This is a genomic window from Bacillus sp. UNC41MFS5 (assembly GCF_000686805.1).
In genome coordinates this window covers 1-25139 of record NZ_JMLP01000034.1, presented here as the reverse complement: position 1 = coordinate 25139, position 25139 = coordinate 1, and the positions used below count along the sequence as shown (strand labels likewise).

Below are 25139 nucleotides of genomic sequence, written 5' to 3'. Positions count from 1 at the left end.
TGAAGAAGTGAAGGCAAAACTAGAAGAGCTTGGATTAGGCTTACGTAAAGACGACTAGTCTATCGTTAGGCAATTATTCCGACTTATGACTTCAACAAAGGAGGGAACCCTTCATGGCATACAGAAAGTTAGGACGCACAAGTGCACAGCGTAAAGCTATGCTACGTGATTTAACTACAGATTTAATTATTAACGAGCGCATTGAAACAACAGAAACTCGTGCGAAAGAAATTCGTGTGACTGTTGAAAAAATGATCACTTTAGGTAAACGCGGTGATTTACATGCTCGTCGTCAAGCTGCTTCATATGTACGTAACGAAGTTGCTGATGCTGAAAACAATACAAGTGCATTACAAAAACTTTTCGCTGATATCGCTCCACGTTATACTGAGCGTCAAGGTGGATATACTCGTATTATGAAACTTGGACCACGCCGCGGTGACGGTGCACCAATGGTTATTATCGAGTTAGTTTAATAGCTATCAACAGACAACAAGGGCGCTGGACAGTTTTGTAACAAACTTGTTCTTTGCCCTTTTTCTGTAAATGAACTCTATATCATGTTAAAACCAAGCCCAAAAGAGTGTTATGATGAGCGTAACTCCAACTAGTTGGAGAATCAGAAAAGTTTAATCGTCTTCTTTTTGTTGACTGTTTTATTAAAGCTTTTATTCAGCCGCATCTGTGGATGTGTGATTTGAATTACGACTCGTCTAGCTCATGCACCTCCTCCCATTTCTTTTATGAAATTCCTTTTTTGCAGTTAAGACGTTGCTGCATAGGGACGAGGTGCAGGCTTTTTTTTATATGTACAAAAATCTGAGCAGAGAATAGTCTAGCTGAGAGGAGGCATATCCTGATGAAAAATGCAATTGTAACTCTTGATGGAATATCTTTTCAATACGATACACAAGAACGCTATGCTCTGAATAATGTCTCTTTTGATATATATGAGGGGGAATGGTTAGCAATCGTCGGTCATAATGGTTCCGGTAAGTCGACGATGGCAAAACTACTAAATGGTCTGCAATTTCCTCAAGCAGGTGAAATACATGTTTGTGGTATAAAGCTTGATGAAGAATCAATATGGGATATCCGAAAAAAAATTGGGATGGTTTTTCAAAATCCTGATAACCAATTTGTTGGTACAACTGTACAAGATGATGTGGCTTTTGGTTTAGAAAATAATGGCATTCCTAGAGACGAAATGGTCAAAAGAGTCGAGGATTCGTTAAAGAGGGTCAAGATGGATAAGTTTCTGCATCAAGAGCCCCACCATCTATCTGGAGGCCAAAAACAGCGTGTGGCAATAGCTGGTGTTCTTGCACTAAGGCCGTCGATTATCATATTAGATGAGGCAACATCAATGCTTGATCCAAAGGGTCGGGAAGAGGTATTGGAGACGGTCCGATTATTAAAAGAAGAGAAATCATTAACCGTTATTTCGATTACTCATGACTTAGATGAGGCAGCCAAGGCGGATCGGATTATTGTGATGAACAAAGGAGAAGTCTTTCGGGAAGGAACACCTGAGGAAATTTTCTCCATGGATGAACAATTAGTTCAATTAGGTTTGGATATTCCTTTTTCAGTAAAAATGACGAAATCATTTCGGGACAAGGGTATTCCACTATCGAGACATTATTTATCGGAAGAAGAGTTGGTGACAGAGTTATGGACATCTCGCTCAAACATGTAGATTATCGGTATCAAGCAAATACTCCTTTTGAACGATTGGCCATTGCGGACGTTTCGATTGATATTCCAACGGGCGTGTACATGGCTATAATTGGTCATACCGGCTCAGGAAAGTCCACCGTCCTCCAGCATTTAAACGCACTGTTGCAGCCAACAAAAGGATCGGTTTCGATTGGTGAACATGAAATTAAGGCTGGACAGAAAAATAAAAATTTGAAAAAGATTCGTCAAAAAGTTGGGATTGTTTTTCAATTCCCTGAACATCAATTGTTTGAAGAAACGGTTGAAAAGGACATAATGTTTGGACCCATGAATTTTGGCGTTTCTGAGAGTGATGCAAAGGAACGGGCACGGATTGCCTTAAATCAAGTTGGACTAGGCGTAGAAGTACTTGAAAAATCCCCTTTTGATCTCTCTGGGGGCCAAATGCGCCGCGTGGCCATTGCGGGTGTACTCGCAATGGAACCCGATGTCATTGTCCTGGACGAGCCTACTGCAGGGCTAGACCCTAGAGGTCGTAAAGAGGTCATGGATATGTTTTACTCTCTTCATCAAGAAAGAAATCTTTCTACCATACTTGTTACGCATAGTATGGAGGACGCCGCAAGATATGCAGACCAAATTGTTATTATGCAGCAAGGGAAGGTCGTTCAAAGAGGGACACCGGAAGAGATTTTCTCAGCACCTGTTGAACTTGTTGAAATGGGACTTGATGTTCCCGAAGTGGTTCGGTTTCAATTGAAACTTGAAGAAAAATTAGGGATTAAATTAGAGAAAATGTATCTAACCATTGATGAGCTGTCTGCTGCTGTCACCAAGGTGTTAAGTAGAGGTGTTCGCTTATGATGGATAAAATGATTTTTGGGCGCTATGTACCGGCTGATTCGATGATTCATAGGATGGATCCACGTTCTAAAATAATGATTATCTTTCTTTTTGTCTGTATTATTTTTCTAGCAAATAATGTGGTAACCTATGCACTTATTGGTATTTATACATTTTTGATGCTCGGATTGTCGCGAATCCCTGTACGCTTTTTGTATGGTGGATTGAAGCCCGTTATCTGGCTCGTCCTATTTACATTAATTCTACAGTTGTTTTTTACAAAAGAAGGCGCCCTTTTATATGAATTAGGACCAGTTAAGATCTATGAGGAAGGGGTCAGACAAGGGATATTTATTTCCTTACGATTCTTCTTCTTAATTTTAATGACGTCATTGTTGACGTTAACGACCACTCCGATTGAGATTACGGATGGTCTGGAAACACTTTTACATCCTTTAAATAAGGTTCGTTTCCCTGTCCATGAGATGGCGTTAATGATGTCAATTTCACTGCGATTTATTCCCACCCTTATGCAGGAAACGGATAAAATTATGAAGGCGCAAATTGCCAGAGGCGTAGAGTTTGCGAGCGGACCGTTTAAGGAACGCATTAAAGCAGTCATTCCATTGCTAATCCCATTGTTTGTCAGTTCGTTTAAACGGGCTGAAGAATTAGCCATCGCGATGGAAGCAAGAGGATATCGAGGCGGGGAAGGCAGAACAAAGTATCGGGAGTTATCCTGGAAAAAAGCTGATTCCCTTCAGATGGTCCTTTTAGTTCTTGTAACTATTTTGTTATTCTTATTACGTTCATAATGGAGCGAAGCCATGCCAAGGTATAAATGTATCATTTCCTATGATGGTTCTGGATTTTCCGGATATCAGGTTCAGCCAAATAAGCGGACAGTGCAGTCTGTTTTAGAAGCTATGTTAACAAAAATGCATAAGGGTGAACCGGTGAAAGTCTTCGCTTCTGGACGAACGGATGCGGGGGTACATGCAAAAGGACAAGTCATTCATTTTGATTCACCGCTCCATATTCCGGAAGACAAATGGGGAAGAGCGTTGAATTCTCTGCTTCCAGGGGATATTTCTGTTCATTCTGTTGTTACGGTGGATGAGTCGTTTCATGCCCGCTTTGACGCAAAAGGGAAGGAATACCGCTATATGCTTCATCTTTCTTCAAATAGGGATCCGTTTTTGCGGAAATTTGCTTACCAATATCCATATCGCCTCGATTTGAATGCGATGGAACAGGCAAGTAAATTTTTCCTAGGTACACATGACTTTACTAGCTTCTGTGCTGCGAAGACAGAAGTGGAAGACAAAGTTCGAACGATTAAAGCGGTGGATTTTTCACGGGAGAATGAGATATTAACCATCCGTTTTGTTGGAAATGGCTTTTTATATAATATGGTTCGCATTTTAGTGGGGACATTATTAGAAGTAGGATTAGGCGAACGAAGCCCGGAAGACATCCAGACTATCTTGGAGCAGAAAGACCGGACGTTCGCTGGAAAAACTGCTCCTGGACATGGTTTATACCTTTGGGAAGTATTTTATGAATAGATATTTTAAAAATAAATTTCTAATACAACACAACCTGGTGTAACATTTTCTTGACATATAGCGCTGAAGAATTTATTATATTATATGTGCGTGTTTTTAATACCACGATAAAGCCCCGGAAAGTCTTCATCGTGATTGAAAATATATGACTAAAAACTAATCCGCACAAGGGTAATAGATGTTCATTCCCGGAACAGAATCGAACACTAATTGCTTTAAAAGTGCGAAAACAATAATCTTTAATGGATTTAAATTAGGAGGGAAACTCATGCGTACAACGTTTATGGCAAATGCCAACACTATCGAGCGTAAATGGTACGTAATTGATGCTGAGGGCAAAACTCTTGGACGTCTTGCTTCTGAAGTAGCATCAATTTTACGTGGTAAAAACAAACCAACTTTTACACCACATGTTGACACTGGTGATAATGTAATCATTCTTAACGCTTCTAAAGTAGAACTTACTGGTAAGAAATTAACTGACAAGATTTACTACCGTCACACAAATCACCCAGGTGGTTTAAAACAAAGAACAGCTCTAGAAATGCGTACTAACTATGCTGAGAAAATGATCGAGCTTGCTGTTAAAGGTATGCTTCCAAAGAATTCTCTTGGCCGTCAAATGATCAAAAAATTACACGTATATGCTGGCAGCGAACATCCGCACCAAGCACAACAACCTGAAGTTTACGAACTTCGCGGTTAATAAAGAGGGAGGGAATTAACTTGGCACAAGTTCAATATATCGGTACAGGTCGCCGTAAGAGTTCTGTCGCACGTGTGCGTTTAGTACCAGGCACAGGTAAAATTATTGTTAATGGTCGTGAAATCGAAGATTATATCCCATTTGAAGCGTTACGTGTTGTTGTAAGACAACCATTAGTTGCTACTGAAACTGTTGGCAGCTATGATGTTCTTGTAAACGTAAGCGGTGGTGGATACACTGGTCAAGCTGGAGCAATCCGTCATGGTGTTGCTCGTGCATTATTACAAGCTGACCCTGAATTCCGTCCAACATTAAAGCGCGCTGGATTATTAACTCGTGATCCACGTATGAAAGAACGTAAGAAATACGGTCTTAAAGGTGCTCGTCGTGCGCCTCAGTTCTCAAAACGTTAATTTTTACGTTTCAAAGGCTCTCAACCGAATTGGTTGGGGGTCTTTTTTTTGTATAGGAAATTTTAAATAATTAATTGTGAATAAATTGAAATAGTTCTCTGAATTTAGCTCCAGCGTCAAGCGGCTAGTGTAATTCGCTCTCCGCCCTACATAAGTCAACATCAATCGACTTGAGTTCCGTGTTTCCTTTATCTCAGTTGGAGCGCTCCAGTCCATTCGCCGCAAACGGGCGCATGCACCTTTTGTTCTGTCTACAAATAGCTTTTGACCACGAAAATATTTCCTACCACAAATCATAGTTCAAGGTACCATGGATCCTCGTAGCGGTTTGTTCTTTTAAAATTTTTTTTAATCGTTTTGTAGATTTTTGTAGGGTTCTGTTGTTTTGTTTATAAAATTACTTAAGTATCTTAAATTGAAAGCGTTAACAAGGGGGATGGACATGAAAAAATTTGGATTAGCTGCGCAAATTTTTATTGCACTTATTTTAGGTATAGTGGTTGGGGCTGCTACTTATGGGAACAATACAGCAATTGCCTACATTGCGCCAATCGGTGATATTTTCATTCATTTAATTAAAATGATCGTTATGCCGATTGTAATAGCCGCACTTGTTGTTGCGGTGGCGGGTGTAGGTGATATAAAAAAATTAGGTAAGCTTGGCGGCAAGACGATTCTTTATTTTGAAATCATTACAACGATTGCGCTGGGGATTGGATTGCTGGCTGCAAATGTGTTCCATCCAGGTTCCGGTGTAGATATGAGCCATCTGGCAAAAGGAGATATCTCAGCATACGAACAAACAGCAAGCGCTACACAAAACAAAGGCTTTGCGGAAACAATCGTTCACATCGTTCCAAAAAATGTGTTTGAATCAATGGCGCAAGGGGATCTATTACCGATTATTTTCTTCAGTGTTCTATTCGGCCTAGGGGTCGCGGCAATCGGGGACAAAGGAAAGCCGGTGCTTCATTTCTTTGAAGGTGTATTAGAAGCAATGTTTTGGGTAACAAATCAAGTAATGAAGGCTGCTCCGTTTGGAGTATTCGCTCTTATTGCGGTGACGGTGGCCCATTTCGGAGTGAGCACATTGCTTCCGCTTGGAAAGCTTGTATTGGCTGTGTATGTTACTGTATTGTTTTTCGCTATTGTGATTTTAGGTATAAACGCGAAAATGACAGGAACAAATATTTTTACACTTATTAAGATTTTAAAGGAAGAACTTATCATTTCTTTTACAACAGCGAGTTCTGAGGCAGTTCTCCCGAACATCATGAAAAAGATGGAGCAATTCGGTTGTCCGAAGGCGATTGTTTCTTTCGTCATTCCGACAGGATACACATTCAATCTGACAGGATCAGCAATTTATCAGGCGCTTGCTTCGCTGTTTGTTGCGCAAATGTATAACATACACATGTCGTTGATGGAGCAAATTACATTGTTATTTGTACTTATGATGACTTCAAAAGGTATGGCAGGCGTCCCAGGTGCATCGTTTGTCGTTGTGCTGGCGACACTCGGCTCTATGGGATTACCGTTAGAGGGAATTGCTTTGATTGCTGGCATCGATCGTATTTTAGATATGATTCGCTCTGCTGTAAACGTTTTAGGAAACTCATTGGCTGCCATCTCAATGGCGAAATGGGAGGGCGAATTTGATAAAGAAAAAGCTCAGGACTATTTGGATTCTGTTAAAGAAACAAAGGCTGCATAAAGGGATAGGAGGAGAATGTAATGACAGTAACTGAAATAAAAGCAAACGTACGGATTGAAAAGGATTTTTTAGGGGAAAAAGAGGTGCCTGTAAATGCCTATTACGGCATCCAAACATTGCGCGCTGTCGAGAACTTTCCTATTACAGGATATATAATTCATGAAGAACTAATTAAAGCTTTGGCCATTGTCAAGAAAGCGGCTGCTCTTGCCAATATGGAAACAAAGCGCCTGTATGAAGGGGCAGGCAAAGCCATAATAGAGGCTGCTCAAGAAATCATCGACGGCAAGTGGCATGATCATTTCATTGTCGACCCGATTCAAGGTGGCGCAGGTACATCAATGAACATGAATGCGAATGAGGTCATTGCCAATCGTGCGCTTGAATTAATCGGAAAAGAAAGAGGAGACTACTTTCATATTAGTCCGAACAGCCATGTGAATATGGCACAGTCTACGAATGATGCTTTTCCGACTGCGATTCACATCGCAACATTGAATATGTTAGAAAAATTATTAGACACAATGGAATATATGCATGGCGTATTCGAGCAAAAAGCAAAGGAATTTGACCGGGTCATCAAAATGGGCCGTACTCATCTGCAGGATGCTGTACCGATTCGATTAGGTCAAGAGTTTGAAGCATACTCCCGCGTAATTGCCCGCGATATCAAGCGCATCAAACAATCACGCCAGCATTTATATGAGGTGAACATGGGCGCGACGGCAGTGGGAACGGGCTTGAACGCAGACCCTCGCTATATTGAGCGTGTAGTCGAGCATCTTGCCGATATTAGCGGCTTATCGCTTGTGGGCGCTGAGCACCTTGTGGATGCAACCCAAAACACAGATGTTTACACGGAAGTATCGGCAGCACTTAAAGTATGCATGATGAACATGTCCAAAATTGCCAATGATTTGAGATTGATGGCTTCCGGTCCTCGCACGGGACTCGGTGAGATAATATTACCTGCACGTCAGCCGGGTTCTTCCATTATGCCGGGGAAAGTGAACCCTGTAATGGCTGAGGTCATTAATCAAGTGGCGTTTCAAGTTATTGGAAACGACCATACGATCTGTCTTGCTTCTGAAGCAGGGCAGTTGGAACTGAATGTTATGGAGCCTGTTCTCGTATTTAATTTACTTCAATCCATCAGTATTATGAATAATGCATTTCGTGCATTTACAGACTATTGTTTAAAGGGAATTGAAGCAAATGAAGAAAGAATGAAGGAATATGTAGAAAAGAGTGCCGGCATTATTACGGCGGTAAATCCGCATATCGGCTATGAGGTTGCTGCACGTATAGCGAGAGAAGCGATTTTAACTGGTCAGCCGATTCGCGAATTATGCTTGAAATATGACGTATTATCAGAAGAAGAGCTCGATCTAATTTTGGACCCTTATGAAATGACTCACCCAGGTATCGCAGGTGCAGTTCTTTTAGATAGACAGTAAACTTGTATATGTCAAGCAAAGGAGGGCGGAGAGGCCCTTTTTTGCTTGACATAAGGAGTAAAACTCCGCCGGCAAGGCGCTGCTACAAGAGAGCATTCACCAAAAAAGCAAAAAGCGCTTTTTTGGGGGAGAACATCTGGCTCTGCGCCTAAACGAGCCGGGTGCCATATTTTTATTGAGAATCAAAAGCAGAAGTTGATTGGAAAAGGAAGGGATTATATGAATAAATTCAAGGTTGGTCCGAATAGGGATGTGGAAACTGCCTTACGAGGTGCGGAATTAATGGCTATACCGTTGTTGAATAAGGGGGTTGCATTCACGGAGGAGGAGAGACAGGAGCTGGATTTAACAGGATTATTGCCGCCGGCAGTACTGACGCTTGATGAGCAGGCACGCCGCGCTTATGAACAATTCTCCTCGCAGCCGAACGATTTGCAAAAAAATGTAGCATTATCGGCATTGCGTGATCGAAACGAGGTATTGTTTTACCGTGTGCTGACGGACCATTTACCAGAAATGCTTCCAATCATATATACACCGACAGTAGGGCTAGCAATCCAGCGTTACAGCATCGAATACCGTCGACCGCGCGGGGTGTATTTATCTATTAATGATGCAAACGGCATTGAACAAGCATTTGAAAACTTTGGGGCGAGTGCGGAAGATATCGATTTAATCGTTATTACCGATGGGGAAGGCATTTTAGGAATCGGTGACTGGGGTGTTGGGGGTATTAATATCGCGATTGGCAAATTAGCCGTTTATACAGCCGCAGCTGGAATCGATCCCGCCCGAGTCATGCCTGTAATTTTAGATGTAGGCACAGATCGTGATGAGCTTCTGAACGACCCGTTCTACATCGGAAATTGCCATCCCCGTGTTCGGCATGGGCAGTATGATGCATTCATTGAGCAGTTTGTAAGTACGGCGGCGAGAATGTTTCCTAATGCCTTGCTCCATTGGGAGGATTTCAGCTCCCAAAATGCGCGAAGCATTTTAGAAAAGTATCGAGAAAAAGTGTGTACATTTAATGACGATATACAAGGTACAGGAGCCGTATCGCTTGCTGCTGTGCTGGCGGCAGTGCGCGCTTCCGATATTCCGCTCAGTGAACATCGTGTTGTCGTATTCGGGGCAGGTACAGCCGGTATTGGAATTGCTGATCAGGTGCGTGATGCCATGGTACGCGAGGGGCTTTCATGGGAATCGGCGAACCGCAGATTTTGGTGCATTGACCGGAATGGTTTACTGGCAGATAATATGGACGAATTGTACGACTTCCAGCGCCCATATGCGCGTCCTGCTGAAGAAAACAATACAGGATTGGGCTTGGCTGAAGTAGTTCGGCAAGTACATCCAACTATTTTGATCGGAACTTCAACTGTTGCGGGGGCATTCACCGAGGATATTGTGAAAGACATGGCAGCGCACGTTGAAAGACCGGTAATTTTGCCTATGTCTAATCCGACTCCTCTTGCGGAGGCAAAGCCTGCTGATTTAATCCATTGGACAGAGGGAAGAGCCCTAGTAGCAACAGGAAGTCCGTTTTCTCCTGTAACATATAACAAAACAGTATATGTAATCGGACAATCCAATAACGCTCTTATTTTTCCGGGGCTTGGACTTGGAACGAACGTGTCCCGTGCAAGTATCATCACTGACGGCATGTTTGCTGCGGCAGCAGAAGCTGTGGCGGGAATGATCGATGTAAGCAATCCAGGTGCGCCTTTACTTCCGCAGATTGAGAATCTTCGTGCCATTTCAGAGATTGTCGCGATAGAAGTGGCAAAGGCGGCTGTTGCCGATGGTGTGGCACGAATAAAACATGACGATATTAAGCAAGCAGTTCGAAACGCAATGTGGGAACCGTTGTATAGGCCTATAAAAGCGGCAAAGGAAACTGTTATGGTATAATGGGCGAAAATCCAGCTTGTTTTGATAAACAAGCTGGATCTTCATATATATAACTAGTGGTGCATGGGGGGCAATTGTGTTTATAACTACAAGGCGGCGGTTTGTTAGTAGCAAAAATCAGGAAGTGGCGGATTTGAGAGCGGATCAACTGCAAAGCAAAGATTTCTGGATCGTTATTGCTCTGATGGTTATAGTACCAATCGCGGGTGAATTGAACTTTCATCCATTCGATAATGTATTTCGTGTAAGTTTCGGAACACCTATTTTCTTCTTTTCCTTATTGTTCTTTCGTAAAATTTCACCTGTTGTCATGGGGCTGTTAGTAGGAACGTCAGTTTCGGCGTTCCGTGTTTTATTGGATTGGATTGTGTCGGCAGACTTTAGCCTGGCAGTATCTCTTACCGAACGGTATCCGACGTTCTTCTACTATTTTACATATGCCTTCCTGTTTTATTTGATGAGGGTGAATCGTTTTCAACATCCTTTGCTGATTGGATGTTTCGGTATTACAATTGAAATCACATCCAGTCTTATTGAGTTAATGCTTTTTCATCTTTTTGTATTGGGAACGGCTGTGACGATAGGGGCATTGAATAAAATCATTATTATCGCGGTGTTTCGAAGCTTTTTTGTTTTGGCCTTCATCAATATGATGAAGCTGTACGAACTACGACTGAAAGAATCGCAAACCCGGAGAGAGAATGAGAATATGCTCATGCACCTTTCCAATTTGTATGTAGAGTCTGTTTATTTGAAAAAGACGCTACAAAATGCAGAAACCATCACAAAAGAATCCTACAATCTATATCGAAACATGATTGATTTTAAAAAAGACCAAGGACTTCCAATTGAAAATTGGGGGAAAAAAGCTTTACGGATAGCCGGAGAGGTGCATGAAATAAAAAAGGATAACCAAAGAATCTTTGCGGGCCTTTCAAAGCTCATTTCAAGCGAAAGTCTGCCGGAATATATGAATGTACATGAATTAGCGTACATAATAGTTCGAATCAATCAGCAATATGCAGCGCTGTTAGGGAAGAAAATTGAATTTGTTTCGCAGATTAGGGGAGAGCATCCGAATTATCACATTTACCTTATGCTGTCTTTTATCAACAATTTAGTCGCGAACGCAGTAGAAGCGATTGAAAATACAGGCACAATAACCGTTTTAATAGATAAAGAGGAAAATTGGATCGAGTGTAAAGTGATTGACGACGGTCCGGGCGTTCCTTCAAAATATAAACATCTCATTTTTAAACCGGGGTTTACCTCTAAATATGGAGAAGATGGAACACCGTCCACGGGAATCGGGCTATCTTATATAAAAGAAATGTCAGAGGAATTGGGAGGCGAGGTAACGCTCCAAACGAGTGGGGAAGGATGCATTTTCATTATCCGGCTGCCGATCCTCTGTCTTGCCGAGAAAGGGTGAGTTTATGTTTTTTTATATTACGGATGATGATGAAGTTTTTCGATCTATGCTGTCACAAATTATAGAGGATGAAGAATTTGGTGACGTTATAGGGGAAGTGGATGATGGTTCTTTCCTAGATGCACATACGCTGGCAATGAAGCATGTAGATATTTTATTCATTGATTTACTGATGCCGATCCGGGACGGAATTGAAACCATTCGTCGCATTGCGCCGTCATTTAAAGGGAAAATCATTATGATTTCCCAAGTGGAATCAAAAGAACTAATCGGAGAAGCTTATTCACTTGGAATCGAATATTACATCACAAAGCCGCTGAACAGAAATGAAGTATTATCGGTTATACAGAAGGTCATGGAACGCATTCGATTGGAGCGATCTATACAAGACATTCAAAAATCACTCAGCAATGTATTTGATTGGAATTCCGCCAAGGAACAAAAGTTTTCCTCTGAGGAAAAGAAAATTACAGATTGGGGGCAAGTTCTTTTATCCGAACTCGGCATAGCCGGTGAAAATGGAAGCAAGGACTTGCTGGAAATCATCGATTATTTATACCATTATGAGACAAAACTAGCATTTGAGACGGGATTTCCTATTTTAAAGGATATCTTCACCCATATCAGCTTGAAAAAATTAGGAACGGTTGCTTCGCAAGATGAGGTTGACAGGGAGAGAAAAGCGTCAGAACAGCGTGTTCGCCGAGCAATTTACCAATCATTGAACCATTTGGCATCTCTTGGCCTCGCAGATTTTGCGAATCAGAAATTTGAGAATTACGCGTCGAAGTTTTTTGATTTTACAACAGTGCGTCAACGAATGACGGAATTGAAACAAGCATCTTTAACTTCATCAACGCATACGCGGATTAATGCCAAGAAGTTTATTCAGGTTTTGTATTTTGAAGCAAAACAGCTGGTGGATGAGGTATATTAGAATGTGAATAGGAACCTGGGATAGAAGAGTGATTCCAAGTAAGGAACTGTATGTGATATCAGCCTTTTAATAATAAGGAATGTTTATTAAATGGGCCCTGGGTTGAACATGCTTCTTTAACTTATACAAAAAATGAAGATACCCATCAGGCAAGATGGGTATCTATTTGACCACATTTTGACCACAAAACATATAGTTATTATTTCATTTCATATTTACTTTATTAAGACTGATAGACGCTTGATTTTTTAGGTTTGATTTATTTCAAATTATTTCATATTGTATGAACGGTAATTTTTACGTTTCAAAGGCTCTCAACCGAATTGGTTGGGGTGCCTTTTTTTGCCTGTGGTTATAGTTTTTTCCGATATAAGCAACCTAGCTATGAGTCTAAATACTTGAGTCTTTTTTTCAAATAGGCAGATCTGTCACGAATGAATTGAAAAATCACTTCCGGTTCCCCATCAAATAATTCGATGTCCTTCTTTTTAAATGGATCTTGCAGGATGTGGGGCCTTAAAGCTTGATGCATGGAAGTAACTTTATTTGTTAAATATGGAACTGTGAACTTAGTTTCCAAGATTTCTTCTAATATGTTTCTGTAAAGTGTGCGAAATTCAGGTACTTGCAGAAGAAGAAAAGAAAGATGGTTGGTATTTTTGCCTCCAATAGGAACATAATCACACTTCATAATACCTCCGCTAATTTTCCGGCCCCAGGTGCCATCATAATCCCAAGGAATGATTTCAAACAACCCTGTTTGACTGTTACGATAAAGGGCATAGTTATGGGTGAATCCATCATTATTCATGGTGCAAACCGCGCATGCCAGCCACCGTGCGTATTTTTTTATGTCAATTAGATTGAAAATGATCCGGGGAAAGTCGGAGAGTGGTATGCTATTGACTTGCTTTACTAGTTCAATGAGGTATTTATAATCGGATTTATTCCCAAAGGCTTTTTCGTAGCCTGAAGTAAGAGAAGCCTTACGTTTGCCATTTTTTTTATACAGTGAAAAGTTGGCGCCACCACCTACGGCATAAAAAATCGGACCTAACGGGAGTCCTCTTCTTCTCAAGAACATTTCATCCACGGATTCTAATTGTAGATACACCCCTTTTAAAGAGCCATTTCTTATTAAATTGACATGTTTACTTTCCGGCGATAAGACACCAATGTCTTGAAAAAAGTCGAGAGAAAGTTTGTTGCGGAAGAGTGAAGGATCTCTATATTCTGCATTAAGGTGAATGAGATGTGCATCAGAGACTGTTTTAGGCTCCATGAACTTAATCATATATGATTTTTTACGGAATTCCCGGGTATATGAACCTCGGTAGCAAATATCAACATTATAGCGGGTATTACCCACCTGTAAACAGGCAGGAACAGGGGTATCGCTCCAAATATCTTTCCTAAGATCTTTTAGATCCGCTTTTTTAATTTCTAAAAAATAAGATGGAATTTGGTACGGCATTTGTTCCACTAATAACACATCCTTAATAAGCTTAATTCATCCTATTAAAGGTGTGTGCAAAGTGATAAAGATATTGCTCAATTCATTGCAATTTAATTTTCAAACAAAACGGATGTGAGTTCTTCCTCGCATCCGCTTTAGTTGATTAGTTGGTTTTTAACTGCATAAAGGGCGGCCTGTGTTCGGTCTGCCAGCTCTAGCTTTGCTAAAATGTTCGATACGTGAGTTTTGACTGTCTTCTCGGTAATAAATAATGCGGCAGCAATTTCTTTATTGCTTTTTCCTTTAGCAATCTCTTTTAACACATCTAACTCCCGTTTGGTTAATTCGTCTAGTAAATTCTTTTCCTGCTTGTTTTTATTGGACAAAGTAGCGAGTAAATGAGAGGTAGCCTTCGGATGAAGTTGATTTTCTCCACCAATTATTTTTTTGATTGATATAACTAGTTCATCGGGCTGGATGTCTTTTAGCTGGAACCCTGAAGCACCAGCTTCGAGCGCGGGGATGACATGATCCTGGTCTGAGAAACTGGTTAACATCATAATTTTAATTTCGGGCTGCTTTTCTTTTATGATTTTTGTTGCCTGGATTCCGTCCATTTCCGGCATGACGAGATCCATTAAAATAATATCTGGCTTTAACAACTTGGCCTGTTCAACGGCTTCTTTACCGTTGGCGGCTTCTCCAATTACTTCAAGGTCTTTTTGGGTCCGAAGAAAAAATACTAGTCCTCTTCTGACGACGTGATGGTCATCAGCGATTAGGATGCGTATACTCATGTGAATTCTCCTCTCTAAATAGGAATGCGGATCTCTATCTCTGTTCCGTTTGCTGGTATACTCTTTAATAAAAATTGTCCGTTTAGTGATTCTGTCCGTGTTCTCATGTTTTTTAACCCCAATGAGGGAATTTCTATATTTTCTCCGTAATGGAAGCCGCATCCTTTATCCTTGATGGTCATCACAACTTGTTCCTTGGAGACATGAAACATCAAGTTGACCTCAGTGGTCTGGGAATGCTTCTTACAATTGGCTAATGCCTCCTGACCGATGCGCCACATTGCTTCCTCGACCTTTCCAGGAATGCTTGCTGCTCCAGTAACCTCGGTTTCGATGGATAGGCCAAGCATTTCAGCATAACTTCTCAAGGCGCTTACGATGCCATTCTCTAGTCCAAGCGGCCGCAGTTGCCAAATCAATGCTCGCATCTCCCCAAGTGCTTCCTGAGCTAAGTCCTTTATATAGCCAAACGTATGTTTTACATCTTCTTGTTCAGTCATTTCCACTCCTGCCCTTGCTGTTAAGCTGAGGGAAAATAGCAGTTGATTAACGGAATCATGAAGATCTCTTGCCAGCCGATTGCGTTCGGCAACAAGTGCGGTTTCTTGTTCCCGCTGGGTAAGTTTAATTCGTTTTAGCGCAGTGCCGATTTGATAGGCAACAGCTTCAAGTAAAGCAAGTTCATTCTTGTTGAAATGTGTCTTATAAGGCGATCCAACATTTAAGATTCCAAATCGTTCATTTCCAGCTCCTAGCGGAACGGTGGCATGATGGGTCAGCCCGCAAGTTTCACCAGCATGTTCTTCGATTGCTTCTTCAATTCGCTTACATTCCATAATATTCGTTGCTTTAGTTAATTTTTCATTGTTATATTTATTGACGCACCAACACCCACCTTGGCACATTCGTTCTTTTTGGTTAGCTGCCAAAGCAGGCGGCAGAGATTCGTCGGCTGCGAGATGATGCGTACCTTGCTCATCCATTAAAAAAATCCATCCAGTTTGTAAACCAGTTACTTGGAGGAGTCTTTTCAAGACGCCTGCCAGCACGTCATTTGTATCTGTTCCTTCATTTAATAACTCAGCGATTTCTTTTAAAATGCCAATATCATTATTCTCCTCAGACATTCTATTCTCCTCCACTGTCTGCATTTACTGTAATTATAGCTTATGGGATGGAATGTTGACGTCAAAAACTTGACTTTGAACGTCATGGAACAGGTCTTACTTGCAGAAACTCAACAACCTCTTTATTGGGCCCTTCATAGAAAATAGTCTCCCAGCCATTTTCTAACTTGTAAGGACCTTCGATTTTTCGATGACCACCAAACTGATTGATTACTTCTTTGAGATCATTTACTTCAAAGCATATATGAGCATATTTATCTTCGGATTGGTTGGATATGAGTTCAATCCTGAGATCTCCAGCAGCTAGAAACACAATCTCTTCCCCCATGAAAAAAATTCGATTTTCTTCCTGAAGTCCTAAGTGCTTTTTGTAGAAAGCAACAGACTCCTCAATATTATCGACTTCAAGACCATAATGGTGGAAACGCATATTTGGTGCCTCCTAGGATTGATTATAAGATTAAATTCATATCGCCAAACTCGTGCCATAAATAACCTGCGTCGATGGCATGATTGTATGCTTGAAGCAAATGCTGTTCTGATACAAAGGCAGACAGCATATCGAGGTGGCTCGCTTGCGGTTCATGAAGCCCTGTAATGATTCCGTCGGCTATTTTTAAAGGATATTGTCGGTCAATATAGAGATTGGTTGTTCCCGATAGGACGCCGCTTTTGGCTGCACTTTCGAGAGCACGAACCACGGTGGTGCCAACTGCAATGACTCGGCGGCCTGACGCTTTTGTCTGAAGGATCCGTTCCATAGTACGTTCAGAGATATGATACTCCTCGACATTTTCTTCAGGAGCCTGATGATAGTTATCATCCAGCAAGTAACTTAATCCGGTATGCAATTGAATAAAATCAAGCTGGATGTTTAATCGCTTCAATTTAAAGATTAACTCCCAGCTAAACGCTCTTCCGGCAGAAGGCATTTCCACGGAACCGGGATGACTGGCAAAAATGGTTTGATAGTAATCAAGGTCCCATGGCTTCTCGATATATTCATAACGGACCGGCTCACCGAGGGCATAAATCATATTAAATAATTCCGTACCTTTTTTCGTAAATTCAATGATTTTTAATGGAGAATTTTCTTTTTCGGCAATTACTATTGCAGTCAAGTCTGATGAAAACTCGAGTATATCACCCGGTTTCACTGGAGCGGCAACGATTAGTGCCTCCCATAGGTCTTCACGACAGCGCCTAGCCAGCCGCACTTCTACATGGGGTATGACGGAATCCTTATTTCGTATCCAATTGGCGTGTAAGACCGCAGGGATGGTTCGACTGTTATTGGCAATAAGCAGGTCCCCTGGCTGGAGATAATCTGCTAAGTGGAAAAAATGATCATGCTTGATTTCTCCTGTAGCCCGGTCGAGAACCAACATCCGGACATGATCCCTTCGTACACCGCGTTTTTCAGGTGGAAGGGAAGCATTTAATTCATTAGGCAGGTAAAAATCTAGTGCTCTTGTTGCCATCACAATTCCTCCTCTACTTGGGCCTCAAAGCGCTGGCCATTTATTCCTGCAGCCCTAACTGATGCTAGATACAGAAAGATTTCGATGACATCTTCCGGCTTAGCTAATGGATAGTTGCAATTTGGGACAGCTAACTGATGCATTTCTGTGTCCATTTCACCGGGATCGACCATGTTTACCCGAACATTCGTCTCCTTTAATTCGTCTGCCCATGTCTGGGTGAGGCCTTCCACGGCAAACTTAGAAATTCCGTACGCACCCCATCCTGCATAACCCGTATGACCAGCTTCAGAAGTTACATTGATAATTGATCCTTCGTTCCGCTCAAGCATCCCCGGAATGACCCTTCTTGTCACAAGAAATGGCGAAACAGCATTGACTCGCAGCACTTCCGCAAAATCTTCTTCTGGGTAATCGAGAAGTAAAGGCATTGGACTAGGGCCTAGGATAGATGCATTATTTATTAGGACATCAATGTGGCCAAATGCCTCCTCGGTCATCACAATGAAACGTTCCACATCCCGTGATTTGGAAATATCCGCGGTAACCGCGAGAACCTCAGCACCTAATTTTTGAGCTTCTTCTTTCACTTTTAAGAGTTTTTCTGGTGTCCTTGAACAGATTGCCAGTTTAGCTCCTTCCTTTGCAAAAGCTAGTGTCAACGCTCTGCCTAATCCCTTAGACGCTCCAGTAATCATCACAACTTTATTATTCATATTCATCTCTCCCTTTGTTTCTTGATGTCTTAAGCATAAAGGTTTCTGGAAAATCGGCCTTCGGAAAAAAGCTTGAAGTTTATCTACAACTTTAGGATGAGAAATTAATGGAATAACGAGTGAATAGATGTCATTGACGACTGAGGAAGAGAAAAAAGGGTCGCCAGGGTAGCCAATAGAGGCTATTGACAACCGAGAAGGGGAAAAAAGGGTCGCCAGGGTAGCCAATAGAGGCTATTGACGACCGAGAAGGGGAAAAAAGGGTCGCCAGGGTGGCCAATAGAGGCTATTGACGACCAAGTAGCGAAAAAAAAGAGTACATAGGGTAGTCAATTGCCCCTACCTCTATGTACGAAAAAGAGTTGCCTCGGTAAATCTATTCATAATAAGTCCATTGACCAAACCCCATCAAGGTATAGTTTTGTTTAAGGATTCGACTAATTTGCTTTTTTGACCCAATCCCACACCATTCAAAGACCAGATTAGTTGTAATTATGATGCCAGGAAAAAGCAACACTAATTCCTCCACACACCGTAAGACAGCAGAATCGAGTGTTTCCATATGCCCGCATGTCCCACAGATAATCATCTTCTTTTCTTCACCATAAATGATCAACGAAAGGCACATTCCACAAATAATCCCCTTTTTCAAGTGACTAAAGCTATATGGGGGATACCGGGAAAAAGGATTGTCAGTTTGGTGGAGTGAGATAAGTTGATCAGCAAGCATTTTGTGGTGGTTTGTTAGTTTTGAAGGAATCTCACTTAAACTTTTCATAAACTGTTCAGCTGAGTGGGGTGAATAATTGGCTCATTTAATGGGGCTTGATATAAGGTGAAATTGGGGTTTACGAAGGTTACGTTGCCTTTAATAGGTAAGTGAGTACCAAGGTCTTTAAGTAAAGGACGGAGGAGTGACTTACTTCGTTTTAATTGATGTAAAGGATTTCTAATTTCATCCTTTGATAATTTAGGATAGAAATTGCCTAATTCATATAGATAATCTCCCTCAAAGTTTTTTATTTCAAAGGGATAAATTGTATGTGAAGAAATAATAAGTGTATCAATTTGAAAATAAGATTTATTATGCTCAAGGCCTAAATCATTTAAAATCTATAAATCATTTTTCAACTCTGAAGTTAACTGGTCAAAGAATACCTCCCCCTGGTATCCCTTTTCAAGGTAAGCAAGTCGCTGCTTGTCCTTTGAAGACAACTCCATTCTTACGTTCAATGAACACAGGATTCTTAATTCTTTTGTCTTCATACGTGACTTATCATGCGGCATGTGCCACGTCCTTTCCTAAAACGCTCCACCTTAATTTTACAATAGAAAACATAAAATTTATTTGAATCCTTTGTTAACATTATTTCGGCTCACCCGATAAAAATTGGCAACTTAAAACTTTGCATTTCTTCTGAACCCCAGTTAAAGAATAGTTCTAAGAGGTGAAAAGTAGTGACAGTAATTACGACCTTTAAGGAAAAAAAACGGGAAAAACAAATAAAATATGAACGATCAGTCCTTCGGGAACTATCGATTAATACATTAAAAGAACGAGTCCAACAATACTTTGGCTCAACCAAAATAGTTTCCAGCCTCATCATGAATACAGGAATTGAAGAAGCATGCTATGATATCGCACTGGAAGCTTTTTTATTGGGGGCAAAATATAGCAAGTTTGGCTATCATGGGGAAAACCTTGATGATGTTCGAAAACGCTGCTACCGAGAAGAAAAACACCTAATTGATACGTTATATAACTTTTTCCTTTATTGGGGAAGCGGTGAAGAAGGCGTCATGAGTGAATCACTTTATTACCTATGTGAGCAATATATCCATATCTGGTGGAGAGAAGGCTTTGAAAAAGGACAAAGACGCCACAAGCTCCGTCTGCACTAAGGTCCGGCATTTCTTCCTGTTCTAATTCCCCCCTTTGTCCCATATAGTTTAGAGAATAGGGACGAGCGGGAAGGAATGATGGGGTGTCAAAGCGAAGACTGAAAATAATTAGTTTTATTGTAGGCCTATTTGTCTTATTTTTCGTTTTACAATACGACTTTGTTGAAGATGACTCATTGAATGCGTGGAATCTTCCGTTGTCAGGAAAAATCATTTTGCTTGACCCGGGCCACGGCGGACCAGATGGCGGCGCAGGAACGGGTCAAACCTTAGAAAAAGACATTGCCTTAGAGATTACCAAAAAAGTTCGGGATTACTTGCAAATGCAAGGGGCCCTTGTCATTATGACCAGAGAAACAGATACCGATTTAGCAGCATCTGATACAAGGGGGTACAGTCGAAGAAAAGTGGAAGATCTAAAAACGAGACTGAAAATGATCAACGAGGGTGATAATGACTTTTTTGTCAGTATTCATTTAAACGCCATTCCCTCTTCGGTGTGGAGCGGGGCTCAAACCTTCTATGCACCACAATATAAAGAAAATGCAGAGGCAGCCAAGTTTATCCAAGATGAGCTGCGGACAAATTTAAAAAATACGACGCGTAGAGCGAAGCCCATTAATAACGTCTATATTTTAAAAAATGCGAAGAAACCAGGGGTTTTAGTTGAAGTTGGCTTTTTGTCCAACCCTGCTGAAAAAGAAAAGTTAAAAAAGGATTCTTACCAAGATAAAGTTGCCGTTTCCATCTATCAAGGAATCATTCGATATTACACGAATGAAAAAGAACTAGTCGAACCAGAGTATTGAGGGTGAGAAATCACCTTCTATTTTTTTGGAAAAAGGCGAATAACTAATTAAAAATACGTGTGATTCATTTAACTGTTTCTTAACTGGGTTATGATATACTGAGAGATGGAAACGAATTCAAAATGTGAGGTGCTTTTTATGTTAACAGAGGAAAGAATCTATGAGGTTCTAGGCAGCTTGAAGGAACCATTTTTACATAAAACATTAGCTGAATTAAATGCTATTGTGGAAATAAAGATCAAAGAAGAAAAAAACCATGTCAGCGTAAAAGTGGCAATCGCAAAGACTGGTACAGCGGAGCAACTCCAATTACAAACCCAAATTGTTAATTTGTTAAAAGAAGCTGGGGCGGCAACGGTTGGAATCCGCTTTAGTGATCTTCCTGAAGAAGTATTAGCCGCTCATCGTCATGCGGAACCAGAAAGTAATGATACTAATTTGCTTCATTCAGATAAAACCACCTTCATTGCCATTGCAAGTGGAAAAGGCGGTGTCGGTAAATCAACGGTGTCAGTGAACCTTGCTGTCGCTCTTGCACGCCTAGGCAAAAAGGTTGGATTAATAGATGCCGATATTTATGGATTTAGTGTGCCTGATATGATGGGAATTACACAAAGACCTGTAGTCAGAGGAGAAAAGATTATCCCTGTAGAACGTTTTGGCGTCCAAGTCATTTCAATGGGCTTCTTTGTTGAAGACAATTCACCAATTATTTGGCGTGGACCTATGTTAGGAAAAATGTTAAACAGCTTCTTTAGTGAAGTAGAGTGGGGCGATATCGACTATCTATTATTAGATTTGCCGCCAGGTACTGGGGACGTGGCTTTAGACGTTCATACCATGCTGCCGGCATGTAAAGAAATTATCGTTACTACTCCACATCCGACAGCTGCGTTTGTTGCAGCACGTGCTGGTGCGATGGCACTGAAAACCGACCATGAAGTTCTTGGTGTTATTGAGAACATGGCATACTTTGAAAGTAAGCTGACTGGTGAAAAGGAATATGTATTTGGCCAAGGCGGCGGAGATAAATTAGCTGAAGAATTGAATACTGAAGTTCTTGGACGTTTGCCTCTTAACCAGCCGGATTGGAACGACGAAGACTTTGCTCCATCAATCTATCAAGAAGACCATCAGACTGGAAAAATTTATTTAGACATTGCTGAAAAAGTAACTGCCTTACTAAAAAATAAATAAATGCAAAAAGAGAAACCTTTTCTGTTCTGGAAAAGGTTTCTCTTTTTTTGGATAGCAGGGGTTTAGATAAATAATTTACCTCAGCTCCCTGTGTCGGTTTTACTGCCGCTGTCGGAACTTTGGCTTTTACTAGCGGATTTGCTATTCGCTTCTTCTGCTGCCTTTAAGAGTAATTCTTGTATTTTTGCTTTAAACAAGGGGCTATCTACTGTTTCTGTTATGACCTTCTGTAGATGCGCCCGGTACTCTTTGCTTTTTAATGCATCTGCCATCTCTTTTTGGATTTCCGGCTCTTTAAAAACTTCAATCATCATCCCTCTATATTCGGGGTCATTCATTAATTCCTTCAGTAATTTTTTATTTTCAGATTTCAAGTTTTTTGAAACGCTTTGTGCGAATTTTGGGTCACTAAACGTTTCTTTCCAATAATCTTTTGCCTTATCTGATGTAAGTGTTTGCTGGATCGTATCAGAGACTACTTTTTGATCCATTACGAGCTTTTCTTTCATGCCATCACTGGACATTACTTCTTGGAGTGCTTTCTTACCATCATCTGTTTTAAGAATATCAACTACCATCTTTTTCGTTTGTTCGTAATCAACTTGTCCTCCGCCGCTGGATTCATTGGAAGAACAGCTTGTCAAGAACACCATGATGGGCAGGAGGAGCAACATGCTTTTTGCTTTCATTAATAAGCCCCTTTCACATAAAAATCCTTAAGTTTAGCATGTTGTAACTTGTGAAAGATTATTCGTATGAAATCATAAATTATGGATTTTTCAAATTTGGCTTGGTACAATCATAATATTGATTATTTTCGTATTATGGAGGTTTATAGTGTGACAAGCCGTAATTGGGTAAAACTTTTCTTAAACACATTATTAGTGGGAGGACTCACAACGGCTATTGTGGGCTTTATTGTTCGCTGGAATGAGTTTGAGCCCTATTTTACTGAATTTAAACTCATTGATATTTTGTCGACATTGATTTGGTTAATTGTCATGGGCTTTTTGTTTAGTGTTATTAGCCAAATGGGCTTTTTTGCATATTTAACGGTTCACCGTTTCGGTTTAGGGATCTTTAAATCTGTTTCATTGTGGAATGCTGTTCAAATCGTGCTTATTCTATTTGGTTTATTTGATTTAGTTTATCTGCGATACGAAAATTTTGCTGACCCGAGTGATTCTGTTTTCCCATACTTTGGTCCAGCTATCATCCTATTAGTTGCTGCGTTGGCGGCAGCATGGTATAAAGTAAAACAGACTAATCGGGATGCGTTTATTCCTGCCATGTTCTTTATGATTGTGGTTACATTAGTTGAGTGGGTACCAGTACTTCGTGTAAATGAAAAGAGCTGGCTTTACCTCATGATGTTTGCATTAATGGCATGTAATGCTTACCAGCTTTTAATTTTGCATAAATTAAACCTGCAATCACAGCAGGATAGACAAAAGAGGGCAAGCCAATCCCAAAGTGTGAAAAATAATAAACCTGAAAACAAGAAAAAGACAAAAAAACCGTCCATTTAATAAGTTGGACGGTTTTTTTGTGTTTATCTAATTTCTTTTGAACTGGCCTCACCGTTAGCTATCATTTCTGATACGGAAACAAGCTTAAACCCTTTTTGGCGAATTTCCTTTAAAATTAACGGCAGGGCTTTTGCCGTTTGCTTTGCTGAATCGGAAGCGTGAAGCAGAACGATATCGCCTTTGTCTGCTTTACCAACGTTTTTGACAATGGCTGGGATTCCAGGATTATTCCAGTCTTTTGAATCGACACTCCAATGGACTACTGTATATCCATATCTTTTGGCAATTTTTAAAGTCCGCTCATCAAAATGACCGGTTGGAGCGCGGAGTAATTTAATATCCTTCATATTTAGTTTCCTGAAGGCTTCTTGTGCTTTTGAGATATCTTGGCCAATTTTTACATCTTCTAAGTCCCGATAGTCCTTGTATTCGTAGCCAAGAATACCGATTTCATAACCATCCTTTATGATTTTATTAACAATGTCTGGGTGCCGCTCGGCCCACGAACCAGCTAAGAAGAAAGTAGCTGCTTTTACATTTTCATTCTTTAAGGTATCTAAAATAGGCTCTGCCTTTTCATCGCCCCAACCGATATTAAAAGTAAGGGCAAGACCCTTCTCCCCTCTATAAATAGCTTTCGGACCATCCTTTGTTGAAAATACAGGGATTTGTGTAAGGTTCTCTATGTAGAGAAACCATGCAGTAAAAAATGCCGCAATTAAAATAAGTGAAATGTTCTTAAAAGACTTCCCGTTAAATACAAAAAATTTCATCGTCCCCACCTCGTCCAATACTGTCCTTATCTCAACCTATGCGGACTTTTTTTAAAATATGAATAGAAAATCTTATAATAAAATCTCAATAATTGGAAAATACTACAATAACTAGATATTACCTGGAGGTTATTCAATGTTTGGACTTCTAATAAATGATAAGGAAGTAAAAGAAATGGAATACCTTATTAAAAGAGAGATGGATGAAATCCTTTTTGATTTAAGAGATGATCGTATAGATCATATAGTAAAGAGAGCAATGGAAGAAAGATATAAAGTATTATTTACCCTCTTTCGAAGGGTGGCTTCTCCCCATGATTGTCTAAAGTATATGAGAAGAGGAAAGAAGGATAGGAAAAAGGGATAAGAAAAAACTTCATTTTTTTATGCACGAACCGTTGACAATAAATAAGTATCTTGGTATATTAATAAACGTCGCTGCTGACATAAAAGAACTTCGAAAAAAGTTGTTGACATTATGTTTTGTGGGTGATATATTAATAAAGTCGCTTTTGGGCGATTAAATAAATTGTTCTTTGAAAACTAAACAAACAAAATCGTGCAAACAAACAATAAATTTTAGTTTCAATTATGAAGCTAAGCCAACGTAACAAATGAGCTAATCAACTTTCTTGGAGAGTTTGATCCTGGCTCAGGACGAACGCTGGCGGCGTGCCTAATACATGCA

28 protein-coding genes and 1 rRNA gene are annotated in these 25139 nt (G+C 40.5%); 18 read left to right on the top strand and 11 right to left on the bottom strand.

Features of this window, described 5'->3' with window-relative positions:
* Positions 1 to 113 precede the first annotated feature (113 nt).
* From rplQ to BR30_RS0115060, 12 genes are all read left to right on the top strand, one after another.
* Entirely contained in the window at positions 114 to 476 is a 363-nt protein-coding gene (gene rplQ, locus BR30_RS0115115; protein ID WP_026565727.1) for a 50S ribosomal protein L17, read from the top strand.
* A gap of 383 nt (positions 477 to 859) precedes the next feature.
* Positions 860 to 1699: an energy-coupling factor ABC transporter ATP-binding protein gene (locus BR30_RS0115110; RefSeq protein WP_026565726.1), complete on the top strand. Its 840-nt coding sequence runs from the start codon at positions 860 to 862 to the stop codon at positions 1697 to 1699.
* On the top strand, positions 1675 to 2544 hold the full coding sequence (locus BR30_RS0115105) for an energy-coupling factor ABC transporter ATP-binding protein (RefSeq protein WP_026565725.1): 870 nt from the start codon (positions 1675 to 1677) through the stop codon (positions 2542 to 2544). The genes BR30_RS0115110 and BR30_RS0115105 overlap by 25 nt, the downstream gene beginning before the upstream one ends.
* Complete coding sequence (locus BR30_RS0115100) at positions 2541 to 3338, top strand: energy-coupling factor transporter transmembrane component T family protein (RefSeq protein ID WP_026565724.1); 798 nt, start codon at positions 2541 to 2543, stop codon at positions 3336 to 3338. The genes BR30_RS0115105 and BR30_RS0115100 overlap by 4 nt, the downstream gene beginning before the upstream one ends.
* Before the next feature lie 12 nt (positions 3339 to 3350).
* A complete protein-coding gene (gene truA / locus BR30_RS0115095; protein WP_026565723.1) occupies positions 3351 to 4091 on the top strand; it encodes a tRNA pseudouridine(38-40) synthase TruA in 741 nt (246 codons plus the stop codon).
* A gap of 268 nt (positions 4092 to 4359) precedes the next feature.
* Positions 4360 to 4797, top strand: coding sequence for a 50S ribosomal protein L13 (gene rplM / locus BR30_RS0115090; protein WP_026565722.1), 438 nt, complete (start codon positions 4360 to 4362; stop codon positions 4795 to 4797).
* 20 nt (positions 4798 to 4817) lie between these two features.
* Complete coding sequence (gene rpsI / locus BR30_RS0115085; protein ID WP_026565721.1) at positions 4818 to 5210, top strand: 30S ribosomal protein S9; 393 nt, start codon at positions 4818 to 4820, stop codon at positions 5208 to 5210.
* A 442-nt stretch (positions 5211 to 5652) separates the two neighbouring features.
* Complete coding sequence (locus BR30_RS0115080; protein ID WP_026565720.1) at positions 5653 to 6924, top strand: cation:dicarboxylate symporter family transporter; 1272 nt, start codon at positions 5653 to 5655, stop codon at positions 6922 to 6924.
* Between the two features lie 20 nt (positions 6925 to 6944).
* Positions 6945 to 8381 (top strand): aspartate ammonia-lyase, encoded by a 1437-nt coding sequence (aspA, locus tag BR30_RS0115075; RefSeq protein WP_035445616.1) that lies wholly within the window; start codon positions 6945 to 6947, stop codon positions 8379 to 8381.
* A 219-nt stretch (positions 8382 to 8600) separates the two neighbouring features.
* Positions 8601 to 10295, top strand: coding sequence for an NAD-dependent malic enzyme (locus BR30_RS0115070; RefSeq protein ID WP_026565718.1), 1695 nt, complete (start codon positions 8601 to 8603; stop codon positions 10293 to 10295).
* Positions 10296 to 10428: 133 nt separating this feature from the next.
* Positions 10429 to 11727 (top strand): ATP-binding protein, encoded by a 1299-nt coding sequence (locus BR30_RS0115065; RefSeq protein WP_155928641.1) that lies wholly within the window; start codon positions 10429 to 10431, stop codon positions 11725 to 11727.
* A gap of 4 nt (positions 11728 to 11731) precedes the next feature.
* A complete protein-coding gene (locus BR30_RS0115060) occupies positions 11732 to 12664 on the top strand; it encodes a response regulator (RefSeq protein ID WP_026565716.1) in 933 nt (310 codons plus the stop codon).
* Between the two features lie 382 nt (positions 12665 to 13046).
* Here the strand turns inward: BR30_RS0115060 and BR30_RS0115055 are convergent, their stop codons facing one another.
* From BR30_RS0115055 to BR30_RS38690, 9 genes are all read right to left on the bottom strand, one after another.
* Positions 13047 to 14138 (bottom strand): CotH kinase family protein, encoded by a 1092-nt coding sequence (locus tag BR30_RS0115055; protein ID WP_026565715.1) that lies wholly within the window; start codon positions 14136 to 14138, stop codon positions 13047 to 13049.
* A 137-nt stretch (positions 14139 to 14275) separates the two neighbouring features.
* Positions 14276 to 14917 carry a response regulator gene (locus BR30_RS0115050; RefSeq protein ID WP_026565714.1) on the bottom strand — a complete coding sequence of 214 codons (642 nt, stop codon included), beginning with the start codon at positions 14915 to 14917 and terminating at the stop codon, positions 14276 to 14278.
* 14 nt (positions 14918 to 14931) lie between these two features.
* The gene (locus BR30_RS0115045) at positions 14932 to 16044 is read right to left on the bottom strand and encodes a GAF domain-containing sensor histidine kinase (protein WP_081825466.1); all 1113 of its coding nucleotides are present in this window, start codon (positions 16042 to 16044) and stop codon (positions 14932 to 14934) included.
* Between the two features lie 82 nt (positions 16045 to 16126).
* The gene (locus BR30_RS0115040) at positions 16127 to 16474 is read right to left on the bottom strand and encodes a VOC family protein (protein WP_026565712.1); all 348 of its coding nucleotides are present in this window, start codon (positions 16472 to 16474) and stop codon (positions 16127 to 16129) included.
* Positions 16475 to 16496: 22 nt separating this feature from the next.
* Positions 16497 to 17525: an S-adenosylmethionine:tRNA ribosyltransferase-isomerase gene (locus BR30_RS0115035; protein WP_026565711.1), complete on the bottom strand. Its 1029-nt coding sequence runs from the start codon at positions 17523 to 17525 to the stop codon at positions 16497 to 16499.
* A complete protein-coding gene (locus BR30_RS0115030; protein ID WP_081825465.1) occupies positions 17525 to 18241 on the bottom strand; it encodes an SDR family NAD(P)-dependent oxidoreductase in 717 nt (238 codons plus the stop codon). Before BR30_RS0115030 ends, BR30_RS0115035 begins: the two co-directional genes overlap by 1 nt.
* Positions 18242 to 18617: 376 nt before the next feature.
* Positions 18618 to 19019 (bottom strand): hypothetical protein, encoded by a 402-nt coding sequence (locus tag BR30_RS38700; RefSeq protein WP_331280797.1) that lies wholly within the window; start codon positions 19017 to 19019, stop codon positions 18618 to 18620.
* Positions 19016 to 19294 (bottom strand): nuclease-related domain-containing protein, encoded by a 279-nt coding sequence (locus BR30_RS38695; RefSeq protein WP_331280798.1) that lies wholly within the window; start codon positions 19292 to 19294, stop codon positions 19016 to 19018. Before BR30_RS38695 ends, BR30_RS38700 begins: the two co-directional genes overlap by 4 nt.
* A 60-nt stretch (positions 19295 to 19354) precedes the next feature.
* On the bottom strand, positions 19355 to 19507 hold the full coding sequence (locus tag BR30_RS38690) for a hypothetical protein (RefSeq protein ID WP_331280796.1): 153 nt from the start codon (positions 19505 to 19507) through the stop codon (positions 19355 to 19357).
* A gap of 192 nt (positions 19508 to 19699) precedes the next feature.
* Between BR30_RS38690 and BR30_RS0115015 the strand changes: the two genes are divergently transcribed.
* From BR30_RS0115015 to BR30_RS0115005, 3 genes are all read left to right on the top strand, one after another.
* Positions 19700 to 20143 (top strand): YbaK family protein, encoded by a 444-nt coding sequence (locus BR30_RS0115015; protein WP_026565708.1) that lies wholly within the window; start codon positions 19700 to 19702, stop codon positions 20141 to 20143.
* Between the two features lie 83 nt (positions 20144 to 20226).
* Positions 20227 to 20952, top strand: coding sequence for an N-acetylmuramoyl-L-alanine amidase CwlD (cwlD, locus tag BR30_RS0115010; RefSeq protein ID WP_026565707.1), 726 nt, complete (start codon positions 20227 to 20229; stop codon positions 20950 to 20952).
* Positions 20953 to 21090: 138 nt separating this feature from the next.
* The gene (locus BR30_RS0115005; RefSeq protein ID WP_026565706.1) at positions 21091 to 22149 is read left to right on the top strand and encodes an Mrp/NBP35 family ATP-binding protein; all 1059 of its coding nucleotides are present in this window, start codon (positions 21091 to 21093) and stop codon (positions 22147 to 22149) included.
* Positions 22150 to 22229: 80 nt separating this feature from the next.
* Here the strand turns inward: BR30_RS0115005 and gerD are convergent, their stop codons facing one another.
* Positions 22230 to 22838 (bottom strand): spore germination lipoprotein GerD, encoded by a 609-nt coding sequence (gene gerD / locus BR30_RS33605; protein ID WP_035445613.1) that lies wholly within the window; start codon positions 22836 to 22838, stop codon positions 22230 to 22232.
* A 150-nt stretch (positions 22839 to 22988) separates the two neighbouring features.
* Between gerD and BR30_RS0114995 the strand changes: the two genes are divergently transcribed.
* Positions 22989 to 23678, top strand: coding sequence for a KinB-signaling pathway activation protein (locus tag BR30_RS0114995; RefSeq protein WP_026565705.1), 690 nt, complete (start codon positions 22989 to 22991; stop codon positions 23676 to 23678).
* Between the two features lie 23 nt (positions 23679 to 23701).
* Here BR30_RS0114995 and pdaB read toward each other — a convergent pair whose 3' ends face one another.
* Entirely contained in the window at positions 23702 to 24451 is a 750-nt protein-coding gene (gene pdaB, locus BR30_RS0114990) for a polysaccharide deacetylase family sporulation protein PdaB (protein ID WP_026565704.1), read from the bottom strand.
* A gap of 136 nt (positions 24452 to 24587) precedes the next feature.
* Here pdaB and BR30_RS0114985 point away from each other — a divergent pair, with 136 nt between their 5' ends.
* Both BR30_RS0114985 and BR30_RS37340 read left to right on the top strand, forming a co-directional pair.
* On the top strand, positions 24588 to 24818 hold the full coding sequence (locus BR30_RS0114985; protein WP_026565703.1) for a hypothetical protein: 231 nt from the start codon (positions 24588 to 24590) through the stop codon (positions 24816 to 24818).
* 262 nt (positions 24819 to 25080) lie between these two features.
* A 16S ribosomal RNA gene (locus BR30_RS37340) occupies positions 25081 to 25139 on the top strand; the annotation flags it as partial.

Coding starts and splice junctions, on each gene's coding strand:
- rplQ (WP_026565727.1), top strand. CDS start 114: ATGGCATACAGAAAGTTAGGACGCACAAGTGCACAGCGTAAAGCTATG.
- BR30_RS0115110 (WP_026565726.1), top strand. CDS start 860: ATGAAAAATGCAATTGTAACTCTTGATGGAATATCTTTTCAATACGAT.
- BR30_RS0115105 (WP_026565725.1), top strand. CDS start 1,675: ATGGACATCTCGCTCAAACATGTAGATTATCGGTATCAAGCAAATACT.
- BR30_RS0115100 (WP_026565724.1), top strand. CDS start 2,541: ATGATGGATAAAATGATTTTTGGGCGCTATGTACCGGCTGATTCGATG.
- truA (WP_026565723.1), top strand. CDS start 3,351: ATGCCAAGGTATAAATGTATCATTTCCTATGATGGTTCTGGATTTTCC.
- rplM (WP_026565722.1), top strand. CDS start 4,360: ATGCGTACAACGTTTATGGCAAATGCCAACACTATCGAGCGTAAATGG.
- BR30_RS0115080 (WP_026565720.1), top strand. CDS start 5,653: ATGAAAAAATTTGGATTAGCTGCGCAAATTTTTATTGCACTTATTTTA.
- aspA (WP_035445616.1), top strand. CDS start 6,945: ATGACAGTAACTGAAATAAAAGCAAACGTACGGATTGAAAAGGATTTT.
- BR30_RS0115070 (WP_026565718.1), top strand. CDS start 8,601: ATGAATAAATTCAAGGTTGGTCCGAATAGGGATGTGGAAACTGCCTTA.
- BR30_RS0115060 (WP_026565716.1), top strand. CDS start 11,732: ATGTTTTTTTATATTACGGATGATGATGAAGTTTTTCGATCTATGCTG.
- BR30_RS0115055 (WP_026565715.1), bottom strand. CDS start 14,138: ATGCCGTACCAAATTCCATCTTATTTTTTAGAAATTAAAAAAGCGGAT.
- BR30_RS0115050 (WP_026565714.1), bottom strand. CDS start 14,917: ATGAGTATACGCATCCTAATCGCTGATGACCATCACGTCGTCAGAAGA.
- BR30_RS0115045 (WP_081825466.1), bottom strand. CDS start 16,044: ATGTCTGAGGAGAATAATGATATTGGCATTTTAAAAGAAATCGCTGAG.
- BR30_RS0115040 (WP_026565712.1), bottom strand. CDS start 16,474: ATGCGTTTCCACCATTATGGTCTTGAAGTCGATAATATTGAGGAGTCT.
- BR30_RS0115035 (WP_026565711.1), bottom strand. CDS start 17,525: ATGGCAACAAGAGCACTAGATTTTTACCTGCCTAATGAATTAAATGCT.
- BR30_RS0115030 (WP_081825465.1), bottom strand. CDS start 18,241: ATGAATAATAAAGTTGTGATGATTACTGGAGCGTCTAAGGGATTAGGC.
- BR30_RS38700 (WP_331280797.1), bottom strand. CDS start 19,019: ATGAAAAGTTTAAGTGAGATTCCTTCAAAACTAACAAACCACCACAAA.
- BR30_RS38690 (WP_331280796.1), bottom strand. CDS start 19,507: ATGAAGACAAAAGAATTAAGAATCCTGTGTTCATTGAACGTAAGAATG.
- BR30_RS0115005 (WP_026565706.1), top strand. CDS start 21,091: ATGTTAACAGAGGAAAGAATCTATGAGGTTCTAGGCAGCTTGAAGGAA.
- gerD (WP_035445613.1), bottom strand. CDS start 22,838: ATGAAAGCAAAAAGCATGTTGCTCCTCCTGCCCATCATGGTGTTCTTG.
- pdaB (WP_026565704.1), bottom strand. CDS start 24,451: ATGAAATTTTTTGTATTTAACGGGAAGTCTTTTAAGAACATTTCACTT.
- BR30_RS0114985 (WP_026565703.1), top strand. CDS start 24,588: ATGTTTGGACTTCTAATAAATGATAAGGAAGTAAAAGAAATGGAATAC.